Genomic DNA, 16783 nt, shown 5'->3' with positions numbered 1-16783 from the left:
CGCTCCAGCCAGTGACGACAGGCAGCAAGCGACGATTAGGCTGTCATTGGCGACTCAACTTCGTGGTGCCACACCCGACGACAAGTCGAAAGTTAAATGTATTGTGCGAATGCCGGCGTTAGTGATAACGAAGGCCTCTAAACTATCAGTTTCTTTTGGAAGTTAAATAACCGCAGCGTATAGAATATGGCCGATGCCGTTACCTTCGCGGACAAGTTCAGCCCACTGTGGTTTTCTTAACGAGCATCGTTTGTTAAAAATGAAAAATGGTTACGAAAACCTTACATTGAGAGCGGCGTTTCCGAATAGTGCTGTACTCCCTATTTAAAACAAACAGGAGAAAGGTCTTAAACCCTTCTCCGCTTGTTTTCTAGCATAGCCTTTTACTTTGCGGGAAAGTCTACCAAAAACGGAACTATTGCGAATATCAGTCCGGCTAACCCTACAGTGCTAAAAGACACTCTAAAACATCGGCCATACGTCCACGTGGAAAGAAATCCGTACGGTATTTTACGCTGCTCTAAGCTATCATCTACGAATAACGTCGCGTGCTTAATGCAGGATGCTTTTTCGAGCGCTGATAACGCTATTTCTGATCGTTTAATCATTGCCGAAACACGTTGATCTAACTTCCAAAAAATGAAAGAGATTGATGAGAGAAATACACCGAGTATAGAGGCCACAAAAACAAATTTACCACCTTGCTGTAGGCACACCCCACCCCCAGCAGCCACTGCTCCAGAAATAGCTAGATAAAAATTGAACACCGACATACGCTGCTGAGCATGAAGCTCAAAGTAACGCCATGCGTGATCCATCGACTGCTGAACATTAGCGCCCATTCGCATCTCCTAAACACCGAGTACCATATTCTTCAAAAAGTTTCTGGAGCACACGAGCGCTCGCAAAGGCAGCATAGCTTTGAGCTTTATCCACTTTGTCAGGATCCGCGTAATCACAGACACCTTTTAATGCAAAGAATTTAGGCTGAGGACTAGACGCCATTGCTGCAGCGTATAATCCATAAATTTCCATCTCAACACCGATTAACTCACGTTGCTGTTTTTTAATCTCTTTTATAGTGTCACCGTCTGCCAAAACTGCAGACCCTGAAGCTACCGGACCAATTTTAATCTTGGTGCGAAACTCGCAGTTTTTTTCAAAAATCTCCGGAAGACTTTGTAAGAAGTCTTGATTGGATCTAAGTTGTTCTATATGTGTGCGGACTGTATAATTTGCCGGAAGTTGGTGTGGTGCAAACGAGAATGTAACACTATCACTATCCTTTACCCGCTTTCCACTTTGAAAATCCCAAGCCGGATCTGCGAATAACACATCGCCTATTGATACCTGTTCCTTAACTCCGGCACATATACCGGTCATTGCGATTATTTTAGGGTTGAGTTTTGTAATAACAGCGAAGCTTTTTAGAGCTGTAGAAACCATGCCCATTTTTGATGAAAAGGCCGCTACAACCGTTATTTTTTTACCTTTCGACAACAGCCAACCGTCTCTCACAAAAACTAAATCATCAATTGGGCGAGCGGCATCCCAATTCCAAGGTAAATCCATAACTGCGTCAAACTCTGGACTCTCCAATGCGCAAATTATCGCCAAATCAACAAGTGAGGTGGCTGAAGTGCTGGCCGGTGTTGAATCGATTTTTTGCTTAATGTACTTTACACAGTTTACGGTTTTTCGAATCCATTCATTTTCAATTTGCGAGTAATTAATAATCGACCACGTACTTTCGGAAAAAACTTCACTTGCTGCTCCTGCCGCCTTGATGTCCGAGGTTATGCCCACAACTTTTCCAGGTTTGATAATTGTTAGGTCGTTATTAATTCGGTGTAGTATCGCGAGGGAGTTTTCATGCGAGACATCATCATCATAGTTGAATAGAGGTAACAAGATATCAAGAATGAGCAAATCAAAAAACTCGTGCTCTAACTTGGTTTGTGCATCATCGGAACTAATGGCATACACTATATTGGTTTTATCTATGCCGATTGCCTCAAGCTCCAAAACTAATGGTTTGTAGCGTATGGGATGATCGTCAGCGATTAGAATCCGCACAATTAAGAGTTCCCTTTCTCAGATTTGAATTTTTCAAACGCAGCTCTTAATTCGTTCTTCCAGATCTCATATGTAGAATTATAATGTAAAATTTTTTGTACAATTCTTGGAAATTCGATTTCAAGTTCTAATCCAAGTTGGGAAATGTCTAAGTCACCTCCTTCGCGCGGAAATGCTTCATAGCCGGTAACAACTATAGTAGGACAGCTTATCTCTGATAAGACCATGTATCGGAGAACCTCGATCCCCCCAAAGCCTTGAGGCCTCCCTCCACTTTCCCCGGCGCAGATATCCACATCAATAGTTGGTAAAGACATATCGAGTAACATTAGATCAGGTATTTCCTCATCTAGTAGATCTAGAGCTGAGTTAACGGACTTCGCATATCGTATATCCATCGGAATACAAAGCCCCCTAAGAAAGAGTTCAATCTGGGTGATTTTCGGAGTTTCATCCTCGACCAGTAGAATTTTGAGATTGGTTTCCATCAAGACGCCTCCTCTGCTTGTCTAGCTTGAACCAGAAAGTGATAGGTGACGGCGATTTCAAAATCACCAGAGGAGTTGAATCCAAATTCGATTGCTCCCATGGCAGACTGTTTTACCACTGCAGCAATTTTATATAGACCACTACCTCCTTCAGTCTTCGTTTTGGTGTCATATTCTCCACGTTCAATTTTTTCCCTGATCTCTGAAAGTTTCTTTTCCGCTCCGATACGAACACTCGGTTTAGCTTGGCATTGTGTGCGAATTACGAACTTTTCACCTTCGATGTCAGGTTCAACTTCTATTCGAACCTTCGGCATTTTAAGACCAGAGTGCACGCGAGCATTATCCAGCGATACAAATAGAACATCATGTAAGAATACAAGAGTACTAGGCATAACATCAATATCGGTAGAGATTGGTTCGATACTTATCACAGGCTCAAAGCTTCTTAAGCATTTTTTTGCGGCTTCGATGGATATAGATACAGCTTGGCTCGCATTGAATGTTCGGCGAAACGCATCAACATCATTGTTCTTTGAAAACCAGCTGCTTGCATCATCGAGCGCAATCTGAACTTGCACAGAGCTGTCCCCAATGGCACGTCCCAACTCATAATACTCTGCTCTCCCCTCAACTAGATTTTTAAGTTGAGCTCGAAACTCGTCAAACACAATTGTTAGGTTGGGTTTAAGTTCGCCGCCGATGTACTCCCGCACATCTCTAAGCGACTTGTCCAACAGTGCCCACATAAGTCCGACAGAGGTTTTGACGAAGCCAGGCATGTCACCATCTTGAAAAAGTATGCGGGCAACGGGGATAATTTGCGGGGTTATTTCAAATGTAACTAGTCCTTGCGGGTGTTCCTTTGATTTTATTTGAATTATTTTATCTTTAGTTTCAATCAAGGCTTCATCAAATGACGAAGAAAATTTATTGAATATTTTTTCTAATGCCGCGACTGTATCACGTCCACAGCTATTGAATTTATCTAACCATGCGTCATTTCTATTGTATCCAGAACTTCCAGTTTCTTTTGTTGTGATAATGTTCTGCAGTTCAAGCGGTCCACGAATCAAACCAACAAATGATTGATGTCTGATTCTTTTACTTAAATAGTAATCTAATCCAAAAAGCGAGTTATTGAGAAACTCAGAGGCCAGCTTAACTAACATAGAGTAAAGCACCGCATCTGCTTCATCGAAGTCGGAAAACTGTATAGGTATCTGATTTTCAAGTAGTATATCTCGCATTACCTCATCAAATTCCATTGCGGTGACTACTTTTGCCAGATCGCTGTACCGGTAAAAATCTTCTGAAAGCTCTCGAGTAGCCCAGCGAGTGAGCGCAGATACATCCACGTGAATTCTAGTCCGATCTACAATCCATTGCCCTGCGGTCATTATCTGGCGATTAGTTATTTCAAAAATTTCATCCTCATAATCACCTGCTCGGTCCGGGTCTAGCTCTCGGAGCACGCTGCAGGTATCCTGCCTTTGCTGAAGTATTTCTGTAGTTGTTTTAACAATTCTCGCTTGGTCTACGATATTTGGTACGCAAACTTCCCTGAGAAAATAAACAAGGATATGTAGATCCAGTGTTTCTTTGAATTCGTATAATGCTGCTGGAGCCTGGACATCTTTACGGCGGATTACTTGAGCAGTTTTAAATCGAAGGCTGGACCCAACTGTATCTTTTTCAGTCTTCTCCCAAAGCATATGTAGCGCAATAGGCGCAATTAAAAAATTGGTTATTCTGTTGTAATCTTGAACATAATAGTCGCCTATGGTGTTTTCAATTGGTATCAATTCAAGTCTGCTACTGTTTCGGGAACCTTCGTTAGCTATTAACTCTATGACATGCTGTCGCATATCTGCTGAATAATACGAATTTAGCAATAGTGGAATAGTTAGCGCTGGAAGGGCGTTTGGGAACAGAGTGCGATAACTAGTTAATGTGGTAATGGCGGGGTCATAATCACCTGCGCCAATTAGGCCGCACGCTTGAAATAAGGCGAGAGTACTGCTGCTGCGGTTAATAGGCGAGGTGCTTGGGTTGAATAATTGCGCCCAACAATCGGATAGATTTGGCGCATTGTATATGCGTGTTGGAGTTACATTGTCCTCAATCCCTATGGTCGGTGTATTCATGGATATTAAATCAAATCGCCACTTTTCATTCGGGCGTATTCTGTAAATTGTCGCTAGAAACGTTCGGATTGCGGCATAGCTTGGCAAACCGGCTAAATTCGTTGCTAACTTTAACAAATTAGCATAGGCGGTTGACGACTGCCCGTCTTGCCTTAACAGTTGCGCGATTAATAATGGAGTATTATTAATGGTTGTGCTTCTTGGGGCGGACTTGCCGAAACTAAAGGCCACTCCCGAGTAAATATAATTCCACGCATCTAATTTGTTACTTTTATTTCTCAAACAAAAACGAGATAATTTCGCCGCCAGCAAAATATCTCCTGAACAAAGAGCTTCAGGTAGTCTGCTGTCTCTGCATTCTAATGATTTACAACTCGAAGGTAATCCATACAATAAGCGAGCTTTTTCGAGTCTAAAATCTTCTATATTTTTTACTTGGAGTAAGGCGCTTTTCATTAGCGCTTTTACGCTAATGCTTACATCGTCGCGCAGCGAGTACTGCAATAAACTAATAAATGTCTCATAAACATCAATCAATGAGTGACTTTGCTCAACACGAAGCACGTCGGCGATTTTGTCGCTATCCGATGACCAATCACCTATTATTCGATGATGCATGTAGGTTTTTACAGAATCATCGTACTTGCTGTGATTGTCGATTCTCTGCTTAATATCCAATGAGTATTTCTGAATGCTTACTCGATCCTCATTTCTTACGCTAGTATTGTAAGCTATGAAATTTAATAGTCCGCTTCGATATATGGATCTAACTTCTGAAGTATATTTCTTTTGCCCTTCAAGTCCTCCAGCTATATTTTCTAGAGCAATTCTGAGCTGAACGGACCAAAAGCTCGCTCCGAGCATCAGTTCCAGCTGCTTTAAAAACTCTATGCCACCTAAGGCATCATCTTCGAGAATATATTGTTCGACATGCGTAGCTATCTTTCTGAATGTATTAATTACTGCACAGTCTTCATTTATTCTGGCGACTATCCAATAAACTTCCTGGTCAACTGAAACTATAGGTGCCTTTCTCGCTAAACCCTCTAGTTCATCATAGCCTGTCGGATAGCGGGATAATTCTGGGAGTTGATGCTTTACATGAAATGACGCCCATTGCAGATACTCAGAGTACATTGAGTAGTGCAAGGTTGATCTAGCTTCCAGCATTAATTCACGATAACCACTCCTAAATAGAAAGGAATGATCGAATCTTTTTTCTTTTACAAATTTCGTAGACTTAAAAGCTGAAACCAAACCCCTGAACTTATGCTGGCATTTCAAGAATGCTTTGGTGTAATCCCCTGTAATTTGCATATATTATCCTTAACTTTAAACCAATAGATCACACGCCTAACGTAAGTTTTCCAGTGACAGCTCAAAACTTAGCTTTCAGGTGTTTTTTGCTTCGCTTGAACTGGTACGGCTCAAGGTCTGACCATTCCGAAAGATAACGACACTCTCGTCATATCCTCGCGATCCCTAATCAGTCCTACGTGGATGCACAATGCCACTACTTTCAGTCAAAAATCAGGTTTCTTCAACGAAATTGTGTTTGTGGCGGTCAAGACGCTTGCCCAGTTCTGGTGGGACTCTGGAAGCAACGGAGCAGGCCGCGGTCAAGAATTAGCTAGAGAGCGGAGATCGTTTGCGATGGGAACTTTGATACTCATCCGCCATAGAGCAAGCCGTTGCACGATTCCCGTAGGCGTGCAGGTGAACACTGGCTACCTCTCTCTCCTTGCGTATGGGGCTCTACAGACGGGCTGTGAGGCTTGCGTCACATTTAGGGAGCTATCCAATATCATCGAAGCTTGAGTCCTGATCGGTCAGATATTCGTAGAGATAAGAGCGCGGCTTTGGGATAAGTTATCGTCTAAATTTACCTCTCGTGACGCTGCATACGGTGGTATCCCGAGCTAGACCTCACCCCTTTGGGCTCAAGCGCTAAGCACGACTCTCGCTCTGGGTGACGTGCTTTACCCAAGGTACCACCCATGGAGCAACTCAGTTTTTGCGAGTGAAATGCAAAGGCTTACTGAAATTTATTAGCCATATTCGGCTATGGCTGAATGAGAGCCTTGGCAAACGCAGGATTTGAGTTGGGCGGCAACGGTTAGCTTCCAACGTCACTATCGGGGGCAGGCTTTTTCCTGCTACGCCCCTTCCAGGGCGCCCCCGACCTCGATTTCTGATTATCGAGCGGTTCTATCAACCTAAGCATGACCACGAAGTTCGATTCCTGTCCGCTCTTCGTCTTGCGGATAACATCCGCGATGCTTTCGTTCTCCGTAGGGATTGAGTATCGTCTATGGTCGAGTCAGGGAAAATGGCTGGCACTTTAGTTCGATATACTACAGCTCTGGCGCATCTCGTTGATGCGGCAAAGGCAAAGCAAGGAAAAATATATGGTCCCGTCGGAGTTAGTCACTCGTATATTTGATCATGTCGAAAATGGTGATGTTGATAAGGCGGTACGCGCCAGTCTGCGGCTGTCTAGACATCTAAATGACCATATGAGTACGGCTCTTTTTTTGAGAGATCTCGTTGAAGATCGGGTGGAGGTGTCGCGCGTTCTATACGAGGACGTGTCGCATTTGAAAGAGGAGGCGTTCAGCTATTTGATGTCTCAGTCAGCAGAGAGATGGCTAGATTCCAGAACCTTGCCTTTTGGTCCAAATGGGGCAACGGCGGTAGGGGATGATACCAAGAGAGTGCTAATTGTTTCTGTTGGAGACTTTCCAGCTGAGCTTGACCAATGTGAAAAATCTATCAATGATTTAGCTCTCCCGGCTTCAATGGGAGAGTATGATAGCGCTGCCTTTACAGATAGGTATCAGTCCATAAAAAGTGAGTTTCGGCTGCGTATAAAATCGATAAATATAATTAAAACTCGTGTTCTGAACAAGTGCTTGAACTTCGCCATTCAGATGGAACGTCAACTGGCTATTCAGTCTACGACAAAAAGCTATCTGGAAAAAATGCAAAATGACGTGCTTAACTATTTTCGATCTAAATCAGGGGACGTTTATCAAAAAATCCACAAGGCGAATCAGCTAATAAGCTCTGATTCATCAGAGGATCTTTCATTGCTACTAACGCAAGTTCGGAGAGCGCTAAAATCTGTCGCGGATTACTTCTATCCAGCAAGTGAAAGCGTTGTTAGATGTAATGATGGTATTGAACGTAAGATGGGGGATGAACAGTATTTGAATCGGCTGCATGAGTTTGTTCATGTACAATTCAAGCGATCAACATCAACAGATCTCCTTCGTGCTGAATTAGATCACCTATTAACATTTGCAAAAAAGCTTAACGATATTGCGTCAAAAGGAGTTCACGCGGATGTGACGCTTGCTGAAGCTCAACAAGGATATTTAGGTCTTTACATGTTTTTGTTCAATGTAATACAGCGGCTTGATACCAAAGCTCTCGAACGTGCATAGCGTTTTCCTTCCGTACGCTAATCGTATTGATGGCGCTCCGTTTGCAATTTGGATCACCTGGATTACCTGCATCGCGCTCGGTGTGCTGAGACCTGCCTCGAAGGCTCATCACTACCGCTAAGGTGGGCGTTGTCGCAGAATCGAAAACGTCATCGTCCAGGGGACTTTCAGGAGGCATTCGAGGCCGGTTTTCTGCTGCGTTTGCAGCAGACTCTGCTCAACCTTCGTGAAGCTGCTGCATCCCGACCAACGAGTTTCAATGCTTGAGACGCTAATTAACGTTTGAGACTTTATTTTTCCCGCTAAACCCTCCGATCCAGCGATCTTTGATCGCGCCGATCGGAGGGTTCTCTCGCTCATTCTTGAAGCCACCTCGTTCCACCATTCCAATTTCAAATTTGATTAGCATCGCCGTCGTTTACCCGCCAATAACTACTGACGATCTTATCGAGCGCGGCGCAGTGCCTGTGTCAGAAAGCATCTTCTCGTGGGGCCGTGGCTATCTGAGGGGAATACGTACTCTCTGTTGCCGCTGAGTTGCTTGAGCGTCTCCAGTAACGAAAATGCCTGATCGGTAAGGGGGATTGTGTGCGGCCGACGCTTTTTCATGCGCTCTGGCGGAATGGTCCAAATGCGCTTGTCGAAGTCGATATCTGCCCATCGTGTGGTGGCTGCTTCGGCAGGGCGGGTCATCGTGTGCAACTGCCATTCGATCAGGCAGCGGGTCGTGCGCTTGATGCTGGCGTTCGCGATTTCCATCATGAGCTCGGGAAGCTCCTCAGGTGGTAGCGCAGCCATGTTCTCTTTCTTGGGTTTCTTGAACACCGCCCGAATTCCATTGAGAGGGTTCGCAAATATCAGCCCGGAGTTGACCCCGTAGGTCATGATCTCGTTGAATCGCTGGCTCAATCGTTTCACGGTTTCGAGGCTCCCTTTGGCCTCGATTGGGCGAAGGATCTTGATAACCATTGGAGCAGTGATTTGAGAGAGGGGCGTTGTTTTCATGCTTGGGAAAACATGCAGCGTCAGCGATCTCCAAATGTCTTCGGCGTAGGCTTTGGTTACGGAGTCTTTCTTCAGCTCGAGCCAGGCGGTGGCCACCTTCTCGAAAGTGTGTTCAGTCTCAGCAAGTTTGGCTTGCCTTGCCTCATCACGCTGGGTTTTGGGATCAGTACCCAAAGCGAGCAGTTCACGTGCCTCCGCAGCTTTCTTCCGGGCGTTGGCTAGCGAGAGGTCAGGGTATGGACCAAGCGTCATGTTGATACGGCTTCTGGTCAACGGCTCGCGGTAATTGAAATTCCACATCATCGAGCCGCTGGCGCGTACTCGAAGCTGCAAGCCATCGCCGTCGCTGAGGATGAAGTCTTTACCAGTTGCCTTGACCGCCTTGAGCTGGCGATCGGAGAGGCGGGTTGCGTTAGTAGGCATGGGGGCTACCTCCAGCACCGTTTTGGTATCCTGAAAATGACATTTGGTAGTCCGGGATACCAAAGCGCCTGGAACTCAGAAATTCTCCCAAGACCCCGAAGGCGCCGAAACCCCTGTATTCATTGGATTTCAGGCACAAAAAAAGACGTCCATGGACGTCTTTTTTCGTTGAAGTGGTGGAGCCGGGGGGATTTGAACCCCCGTCCGCCAGTACTCCGCTGTCGGTACTACATGCGTAGCCGTTTCTATTAAGTTAACCCTCAGCGACCCGAAGGGCAGGGTGCTTTGGGCGAGTTGTGTAAGTTTTAGCCGCTTCGTCCACAACGTACTGCACGGCGATTCTGTTCTATATGACAATCACTTTGGGTTTACAGACATCCCCTGGTGATTGCTGGACCCGAAGGTACCAGAAGCTCAGGGCTAAGGCTGCTTACGCAGCGAGAGCGAATTCCTGGCCGTAGTTTTCGTCATTGGCAACTATAAGAAGTTGCAACAGTGGATTTACGAGTTCTGTTACCAACTCGGCATGCACCTAAAGTTTCGCGACCGGCGTCGAATCCTAAACGGCCCCGTGCTTGTAACTCGTTGTTTCTAGTGAGTGACAAGCTTGTGTAGTGTACGCCAAACCTTCACGAAAGGCCAACCCGAAGGTCGGCCCTATCGCTTACTGACCGCCTTTGTCGCTGTTCTGCAGGTCTTGCAGGGCCTTGGAGGTGATTTCGATGCACTTCTTGTGATCGCCGGCGGCAGTGGCTGCTTTCGCTTGGGAGACGGCGGTGTCGATTTCGCCGCTTTTGCCACTGGTGTCGGTGGCGAGCAGCGCTTTACCGTTGTTGATTTTGTCCAGGTTGATCTGGCACAGGTCTTTATCACCGGCCGCAAAAGCAGGGGATGCCAGCATCGCAGCGGTAATGAACAAGCCAGCAAGAGCGGAACGCTTCATAGGGTATCTCCTTGCACAATTGGGCTCGACGCTGCCGGCGTTGGGGCCTGCCAGCGACATCACGGATGAGCCTCGTTTGCCGAGGCCTATGCAGATGACTACGCCGGCGCGCAGAGGTTCTGTTTTTTGCAGGCTTAATGGGCGCGGGCCTGGGTTACGCGGTCTACGAGGTACACCAGCCCGTGATAATCGATGCCGCCGTGCTGGCTCAGGCCGATCTCGCAGGTGCGGCTGGTGGAGATGCCTTCGCTGCACTGTTGCACCGCGTCCTTGAGGGTGCGCAGTGCGTGGGCGTTGAGTTCTGGGGTGGTAAAGCCTTTGTCGCCGGCAAAGCCGCAGCAGTGGATGCCTTCGGGAATGACCACGGTTTTGGCGCAGCGTCGGGCGAGGTCGATCAGCGCTTGGCTTTCACCCAGGTGCTGGGTGCTGCAGGTCACATGGACGGCAATCGGCGCTTCCTGCGGGGTGAAGTCGAGGCGGTCCATCAGGTGGGTGCGGATAAAGCGTACCGGGTCGTAGAGGTCCAGGCGTGTGTCGCCCAAGTCTTGCATCAGGCGCAGGGTGCACGGGCTGGTGTCGCAATAGATCGGGTCGAGGCCGCCACGGCTGGCGTGGAGCAGGGCGCCGAGCAGTTCCTGGCGCTTGTGTTCGGCCTGTTCGGCATAGCCTTTGGAGGCGAAGGGCTGGCCGCAGCAGAGGTTGTCTTGATTGTCGGGAAAGACCACCTGGTAACCGGCTTTTTCCAGCAGGCCACGGGTTTTGTCGTACAGCGACATTTGCTCTTTATCCCCCGCCGCCGGGCCCATGGCGCGTGAGACACAGGCCGCCAGGTAGACCACCCGCGGTCGTTCGTCGGTGACGGCCGGGCTGAAGCGAATGGCTTTTTCCGGTTGCGGCATGGCGTTGGTCCATTGTGGGATCTGGCCCTTGGACAGCCGGGTAACGGTGGCCGATAACTTCGCCAGGCGCGGCGCTCCCAGCAGCATGCGCGCGCCGTTGGCCACATGCAGGGTAAAGCGCGCACCTTGCAGCGCAGTGGCGAAATGGGTGGCGAGCCATTCGGCGGTTTTCGTACGGTCGGCGTCGCGGCTGCGCAGTTTTTTCACCAGGTCGCCGGTATTGATGCCCACAGGGCAGCGTTGGGCGCACAGCCCGGTGGCGGCGCAGGTGTCGATGCCTTGGTAGTGGTAGGCCGCTTCCAATTCGGTGGTGTCGACGCCGGCGCGTTGTTTGGCCTGGATATCGCGCCAGACCACAATGCGCTGACGCGGGCTCAAGGTCAGGCCTTTGGACGGGCACACCGGCTCGCAAAAGCCGCATTCGATGCACTTATCCACAAGCTCGTCGGCGGCGGGCAGGGGCTTGAGGTGCTTGAGATGAATCTGCGGGTCATCGCTGAGCACCACATCCGGGTTAAGGATGCCGTTGGGGTCGAGCAGGCGCTTGAGCTGCCACATCAGTTGATAGGCATCGCTGCCCCATTCCAGCTCGACAAACGGCGCCATGTTGCGACCAGTGCCGTGTTCGGCTTTCAGCGAGCCGCCGAATTCAACCGCCACCAGCTGTGCGACGTCGTCCATGAACGCCTGATAGCGTGCGATTTCTTCCGCGCTGTTGAAGCCTTGAGTGAAGACGAAATGCAGATTGCCTTCCAGCGCGTGTCCGAAAAGGATGGCTTCGTCGTAGTGATGCTTGTCGAACAGTTCGATCAAACGGTTAACGCCAATCGCCAGTTGTTCAACCGGGAAGGTGACGTCTTCGATGATGACGGTCGTGCCGGTTTTGCGTACGGCGCCCACGGCGGGAAAAGTGTCTTTGCGGATCGCCCAGAGCCGGGCGTTTTCCAGCGGGTCCTCGGTGAAGTCGACCTGTTTCTCCACTGGAAAGGCTGCCAGGGAGGCCATGATCAGCGCCATGTGTTCATGCAGTAATGAAGGAGAGGCGGCGCGGGATTCGATCAGCAGCGCGCAGGCATTGTCCGAGAGGTGCTGTACGAACGCCGGCATACCCGGTTTGTCCTGTACCGAGCGCAGGCTGCGCCGGTCCAGCAGCTCAACCGCCGAGACCGGTTGGGTTTTCAGCACGGTTACCGCGTTGCAGCAGGTCTCGACATCCGGGAACACGATCAGCGCCGAGGCTTTGTTCGGGTGATCGATCACCGTGTTGTAGGTCACCGCGCTGATAAACCCTAGCGTGCCCTCGGAGCCCACCAGCAGATGGCTGAGGATGTCCAACGGGTCATCGAAATCCACCAGGGCATTGAGCGACAGGCCAGTGGTATTTTTCAGACGGTATTTGTGGCGGATCTTTGCGGCCAGTTCGGCATTTGCCCGCGTTTCGCGGCCCAGTGTTGCCAGGCGTTCGAGCAGCGCGCCGTGGGTCTGGCGAAAGGTTTGGACGCTGGCAGAGTCTTCGGTGTCCAGGCGGCTGCCGTCGGCCAGCACCAGACGGATGCCGGCCAGGGTGTGGTAGGTGTTTTGTGCCGTACCGCAGCACATGCCACTGGCGTTGTTAGCGACGATGCCGCCAATTTTGCAGGCATTGATCGACGCCGGGTCCGGGCCGATCTTGCGCCCGAATGGCGCAAGCCAGGCGTTGGCCTGGGCGCCGATGACGCCCGGTTGCAGGCGGATCTGCGTGCCTTGCCCGCGTATTTCGCGGCCATTCCACTGATCCCCCAGCACGATCAGCACCGAGTCGCTGATGGCCTGGCCGGACAAGCTGGTGCCCGCCGCGCGGAAGGTTACGGGGACGCGGTCGCGCTGGGCCAGTTGTAGCAGCGTGACGACTTCGTCTTCCGACTCAACCCGAATCACCAGCTGTGGGATCAATCGGTAAAAGCTCGCATCGGTGCCGAAGGCGAGCGTGGAAAGTGGATCGTCGAAACGCCGATCCTTCGGAATCAGCTGTGCGACGTCGCTCAGGAATGCTGCAGGCAGGCTCATCGGTCCTCCAGAAATAGCTGACGCCGGAACCGGTGTCCGGCGTCGGTTTTTACCCTATTGCATGCAGGTCTCAGTGCACCAGCATACCGGTGAACCAATACGCCTGCGCCAAGGTGATCAACCCGACGAGGGTGGCAAAAAACAGGCTGTGCTTGAGGGTGAAGCGAAACAGATCGGATTCCTTGCCCACCAGGCCGGTCGCCGCACAGGCCACGGCGATCGATTGCGGCGAAATCATTTTGCCGGTCACGCCACCACTGGTATTGGCCGCTACCAGCAAGGTGTCGTTAACGCCGATCTGGTGCGCGGTGGTCGCTTGCAACGAGCTGAACAGTGCGTTGGACGAGGTGTCCGAGCCTGTCAGGAAAACCCCAAGCCAGCCGAGGAAAGGTGAGAAGAAGGGGAAGGCAGCGCCGGTGCCGGCCAGGACCAAGGCCATGGTGGAGGACATGCCCGAGTAGTTGGTGACAAAGGCGAAGGCCAGCACCATACCGATGGACAGAATTGGCCAGCGCAGTTCGTAGAAGGTTTCTTTTAAAGTGGTAAGACCAGTTTTGAAGTCTATTTTCAGGACTGCCATCGAGATCAGCGCCGAAAAGAAAATCGCGGTACCGGTTGCTGAGATCGGGTCCAGCTTGAATATGGCCGGGATGGCGGTGGGGTTCGTTACGATCGGTGCGACTTTGATCACCAGTTGGTCCAGGTGCGGGATCGCAACGTTGAAGACCCAGCCGTACATCGAGCCGCCTGCGGCGAACATCGCTTTGAACGGCTTGAGTGTCCAGATGGTGACCAGCACGGTGAGGATCAGGAACGGCGACCATGCCTTGAAAATCTGCCCCAGGCTGTACGGCGAAACAACGGTGTTGCGCGGCAAGCCGAAGCCGCCAGCGCTGGCGGTAACCGCTGTACTCGAGGTGGCGCCGGCGATCTGCGCGCCGGCGCTGCGCTTGGGCTGCCAGACTTTCAGGAATAGGGTCAGGGCGATCAGGCTGGCCAGTGCCGAGGTGATGTCCGGCAGTTCCGGGCCGATGAAGTTGGATGTGAAATATTGGGTGACGGCGAAGCTCAGGCCCGCCACCAGGGCTGCGGGCCAGGTTTCGCGAACGCCGCGCAGGCCGTCCATCATGAACACCAGCCAGAAGGGCACGAACAACGAGAGCAGCGGCAGTTGGCGGCCGGTCATGGCACCGATCTTGAACGCGTCGATGCCGGTGACTTGGCCTGCAACGATGATCGGGATGCCCAGCGCGCCAAAGGCGACTGGGGCGGTGTTGGCAATCAGGCACAGGCCGGCGGCGTAGAGCGGGTTGAAACCCAGGCCGACCAGTAATGCGGCGGTGATTGCCACGGGCGCACCGAAACCGGCCGCACCTTCGAGGAACGCGCCGAAGCAGAAACCGATCAGCAGTACCTGCAAACGTTGATCGTCGGTAATCGACAGGACCGAGCTGCGGATCACTTCGAACTGACCGCTCTTGACCGTCAACTTGTAGAGAAATACCGCCGCCACAATGATCCACGCAATCGGCCACAAACCATAGGCAAAGCCGTAACCGGCGGCGGCCAGGGCCATGTCGACCGGCATCTGGAAGGCAAAGATGGCGACCAGGATCGACAGCGCGAGGGTGATGCTGCCGGCCACGTGCCCTTTGAGACGGAATACGGCCAGGGCCAGGAAGAAAAACACGATGGGGATAAGGGCGGCCAGTGCGGATACACCGAGGCTGCCGAGAGGGCTGTAGAGCTGTTGCCAGGTTTGCATATGGGGTGGCCCCTGATTGTTGTTGTTTGTATGGCTTGGGTAATTGGTAATACCAATTTACAGTCGCTGTGGGCTAGATTAAGAGGCTTGTTGGGGGTGTGTCAATTTGCCGCCCGCGAAACTTTGGTCGTACAGCCGGGCGTGGCTGTTCTGATGGGGTGAATCGAAGGCGTTCTGATAGGTGCCGCGAGCGCGGCGATAGGCCAGAATAGAAGCCCCGGCGAGTGGTCGGGATGGCGGAGAGTGGGTTATGGGGTTTGATCAGGTGCGTCAGCGCCGTTTGTCGGACGATATCGTCGAGCAACTTGAGGGCATGATCCTTGAGGGCACGTTGAAGTCGGGCGAGCGCTTGCCGGCCGAACGTGCTTTGGCTGAGCAATTTGGCGTGTCACGGCCATCGCTGCGAGAAGCGATCCAGAAGCTGGCGGCCAAAGGGTTGTTGGTCAGCCGTCAGGGCGGTGGCAACTATGTCGTGGAATCCCTGGGGTCGACCTTTAGCGATCCTCTGTTGAATCTGTTGGAAAACAACCCTGAAGCTCAACGGGACCTGTTGGAGTTCCGCCAGACACTGGAAGCTTCCTGTGCGTATTACGCGGCATTACGAGCAACGGAAGTTGACCGTGAGCGGCTGACGGCGGCTTTCGAAGCGTTGCAGGATTGTTATGCCCGGGCCGATGAGGTGAGTCGAGTGGAGGAGGGCGCCGCAGATGCGCGGTTTCATCTGGCCATTGCCGAGGCCAGTCATAACGCCGTATTGCTGCATACCATTCGCGGGCTGTTCGATCTGCTCAAGCGTAACGTGGTGACCAACATTGGCGGCATGTATCAGCAGCGCACCGAGACCCGCGACATGCTGATCAGTCAGCATCGCGATCTGTATTTGGCAATTATCGAAGGGCGGGCCGAGCAGGCGCGCGAAATTTCAACACGTCACCTGCTATATGTGCAGGAAGTGCTGGAGGAGGTGCGTCAGGAAGTTCAGCGCGTGGCCCGGGCAGAGCGACGTAAAGGCATGTAGCCTCGGGCGAGTTGCCCGAGGCTACAGGGTCACAAGGTTATTCTTCCTTGCCCTTGTTGCGCACCGCGCGATGCAATTCGCGATTGGAGTCGCGCTCGCGTTCGGTATCGCGTTTGTCGTATTCCTTCTTGCCCTTGCCCAGCGCAATCTCGCACTTGACCAGGTGCTTGCTCCAGTACCAGGACAAGCAGATGCAGGCGTAGCCTTTCTGTTGCACTGCCGCAGCGAGTTTTTCCAGCTCGCGGGCGTTGAGCAACAGCTTGCGCGTGCGCACCGGGTCGGCAATCACGTGGGTGCTCGCGGTGGTCAGCGGGGTGATATGACTGCCAAGCAGCCATGCCTCGCCATCCTTGAGCAGCACATAGCTGTCGACCAGCTGCAGCTTGCTGGCACGCAGACTCTTTACTTCCCAGCCGGCCAGGACCAGACCAGCCTCGAACCGATGTTCGATGAAGTAATCGTGTCGCGCTTTTTTATTTTGCGCGATGGTCCCTGTGGGGTGTTTCTTTTGTTTAGCCATAGGGGCG

Annotated in this window: 11 protein-coding genes and 1 other RNA gene; 2 read left to right on the top strand and 10 right to left on the bottom strand. The window is 51.1% G+C overall.

What is annotated here, in order from left to right:
* Positions 1-383: 383 nt before the first annotated feature.
* Genes C4J86_RS22610 through C4J86_RS22595 form a run of 4 tightly spaced genes read right to left on the bottom strand, consistent with a single transcriptional unit; the run spans position 384 to position 6028 of the window.
* Positions 384-842 carry a hypothetical protein gene (locus C4J86_RS22610; RefSeq protein WP_124371905.1) on the bottom strand — a complete coding sequence of 153 codons (459 nt, stop codon included), beginning with the start codon at positions 840-842 and terminating at the stop codon, positions 384-386.
* Positions 832-2076, bottom strand: coding sequence for a hypothetical protein (locus tag C4J86_RS22605; protein WP_124371904.1), 1245 nt, complete (start codon positions 2074-2076; stop codon positions 832-834). Before C4J86_RS22605 ends, C4J86_RS22610 begins: the two co-directional genes overlap by 11 nt.
* 2 nt (positions 2077-2078) lie before the next feature.
* Entirely contained in the window at positions 2079-2564 is a 486-nt protein-coding gene (locus tag C4J86_RS22600; RefSeq protein ID WP_124371903.1) for a response regulator, read from the bottom strand.
* Positions 2564-6028, bottom strand: a complete 3465-nt coding sequence (locus tag C4J86_RS22595) for a hypothetical protein (RefSeq protein ID WP_124371902.1) — start codon at positions 6026-6028, stop codon at positions 2564-2566. The genes C4J86_RS22600 and C4J86_RS22595 overlap by 1 nt, the downstream gene beginning before the upstream one ends.
* A 1091-nt stretch (positions 6029-7119) precedes the next feature.
* On the opposite strand from C4J86_RS22595, the gene C4J86_RS22590 reads away from it, so the two are divergent.
* Positions 7120-8157, top strand: coding sequence for a hypothetical protein (locus tag C4J86_RS22590; protein WP_124371901.1), 1038 nt, complete (start codon positions 7120-7122; stop codon positions 8155-8157).
* Positions 8158-8601: 444 nt separating this feature from the next.
* Here C4J86_RS22590 and C4J86_RS22580 read toward each other — a convergent pair whose 3' ends face one another.
* The 5 genes from C4J86_RS22580 to C4J86_RS22560 form a co-directional block, all read right to left on the bottom strand.
* Positions 8602-9585 carry an integrase arm-type DNA-binding domain-containing protein gene (locus C4J86_RS22580; RefSeq protein ID WP_256660104.1) on the bottom strand — a complete coding sequence of 328 codons (984 nt, stop codon included), beginning with the start codon at positions 9583-9585 and terminating at the stop codon, positions 8602-8604.
* Positions 9586-9759: 174 nt separating this feature from the next.
* Positions 9760-10156: a transfer-messenger RNA gene (gene ssrA / locus C4J86_RS22575) on the bottom strand.
* Between the two features lie 93 nt (positions 10157-10249).
* Positions 10250-10528 (bottom strand): hypothetical protein, encoded by a 279-nt coding sequence (locus C4J86_RS22570; RefSeq protein ID WP_124371900.1) that lies wholly within the window; start codon positions 10526-10528, stop codon positions 10250-10252.
* Between the two features lie 134 nt (positions 10529-10662).
* A complete protein-coding gene (locus C4J86_RS22565; protein ID WP_124371899.1) occupies positions 10663-13473 on the bottom strand; it encodes an FAD-binding and (Fe-S)-binding domain-containing protein in 2811 nt (936 codons plus the stop codon).
* 70 nt (positions 13474-13543) lie between these two features.
* Positions 13544-15238, bottom strand: coding sequence for a lactate permease LctP family transporter (locus C4J86_RS22560; protein WP_124371898.1), 1695 nt, complete (start codon positions 15236-15238; stop codon positions 13544-13546).
* 250 nt (positions 15239-15488) lie between these two features.
* Here C4J86_RS22560 and C4J86_RS22555 point away from each other — a divergent pair, with 250 nt between their 5' ends.
* Positions 15489-16256: a GntR family transcriptional regulator gene (locus tag C4J86_RS22555; RefSeq protein ID WP_124364453.1), complete on the top strand. Its 768-nt coding sequence runs from the start codon at positions 15489-15491 to the stop codon at positions 16254-16256.
* Between the two features lie 37 nt (positions 16257-16293).
* On the opposite strand, the gene smpB is transcribed toward C4J86_RS22555, so the two are convergent.
* Positions 16294-16776, bottom strand: a complete 483-nt coding sequence (gene smpB / locus C4J86_RS22550) for an SsrA-binding protein SmpB (protein ID WP_003176160.1) — start codon at positions 16774-16776, stop codon at positions 16294-16296.
* Positions 16777-16783 lie beyond the last annotated feature (7 nt).

The organism is Pseudomonas sp. R2-7-07 (assembly GCF_003852355.1).
Taxonomy (GTDB): domain Bacteria; phylum Pseudomonadota; class Gammaproteobacteria; order Pseudomonadales; family Pseudomonadaceae; genus Aquipseudomonas.
This window is presented reverse-complemented; position numbering and strand designations above follow the sequence as displayed.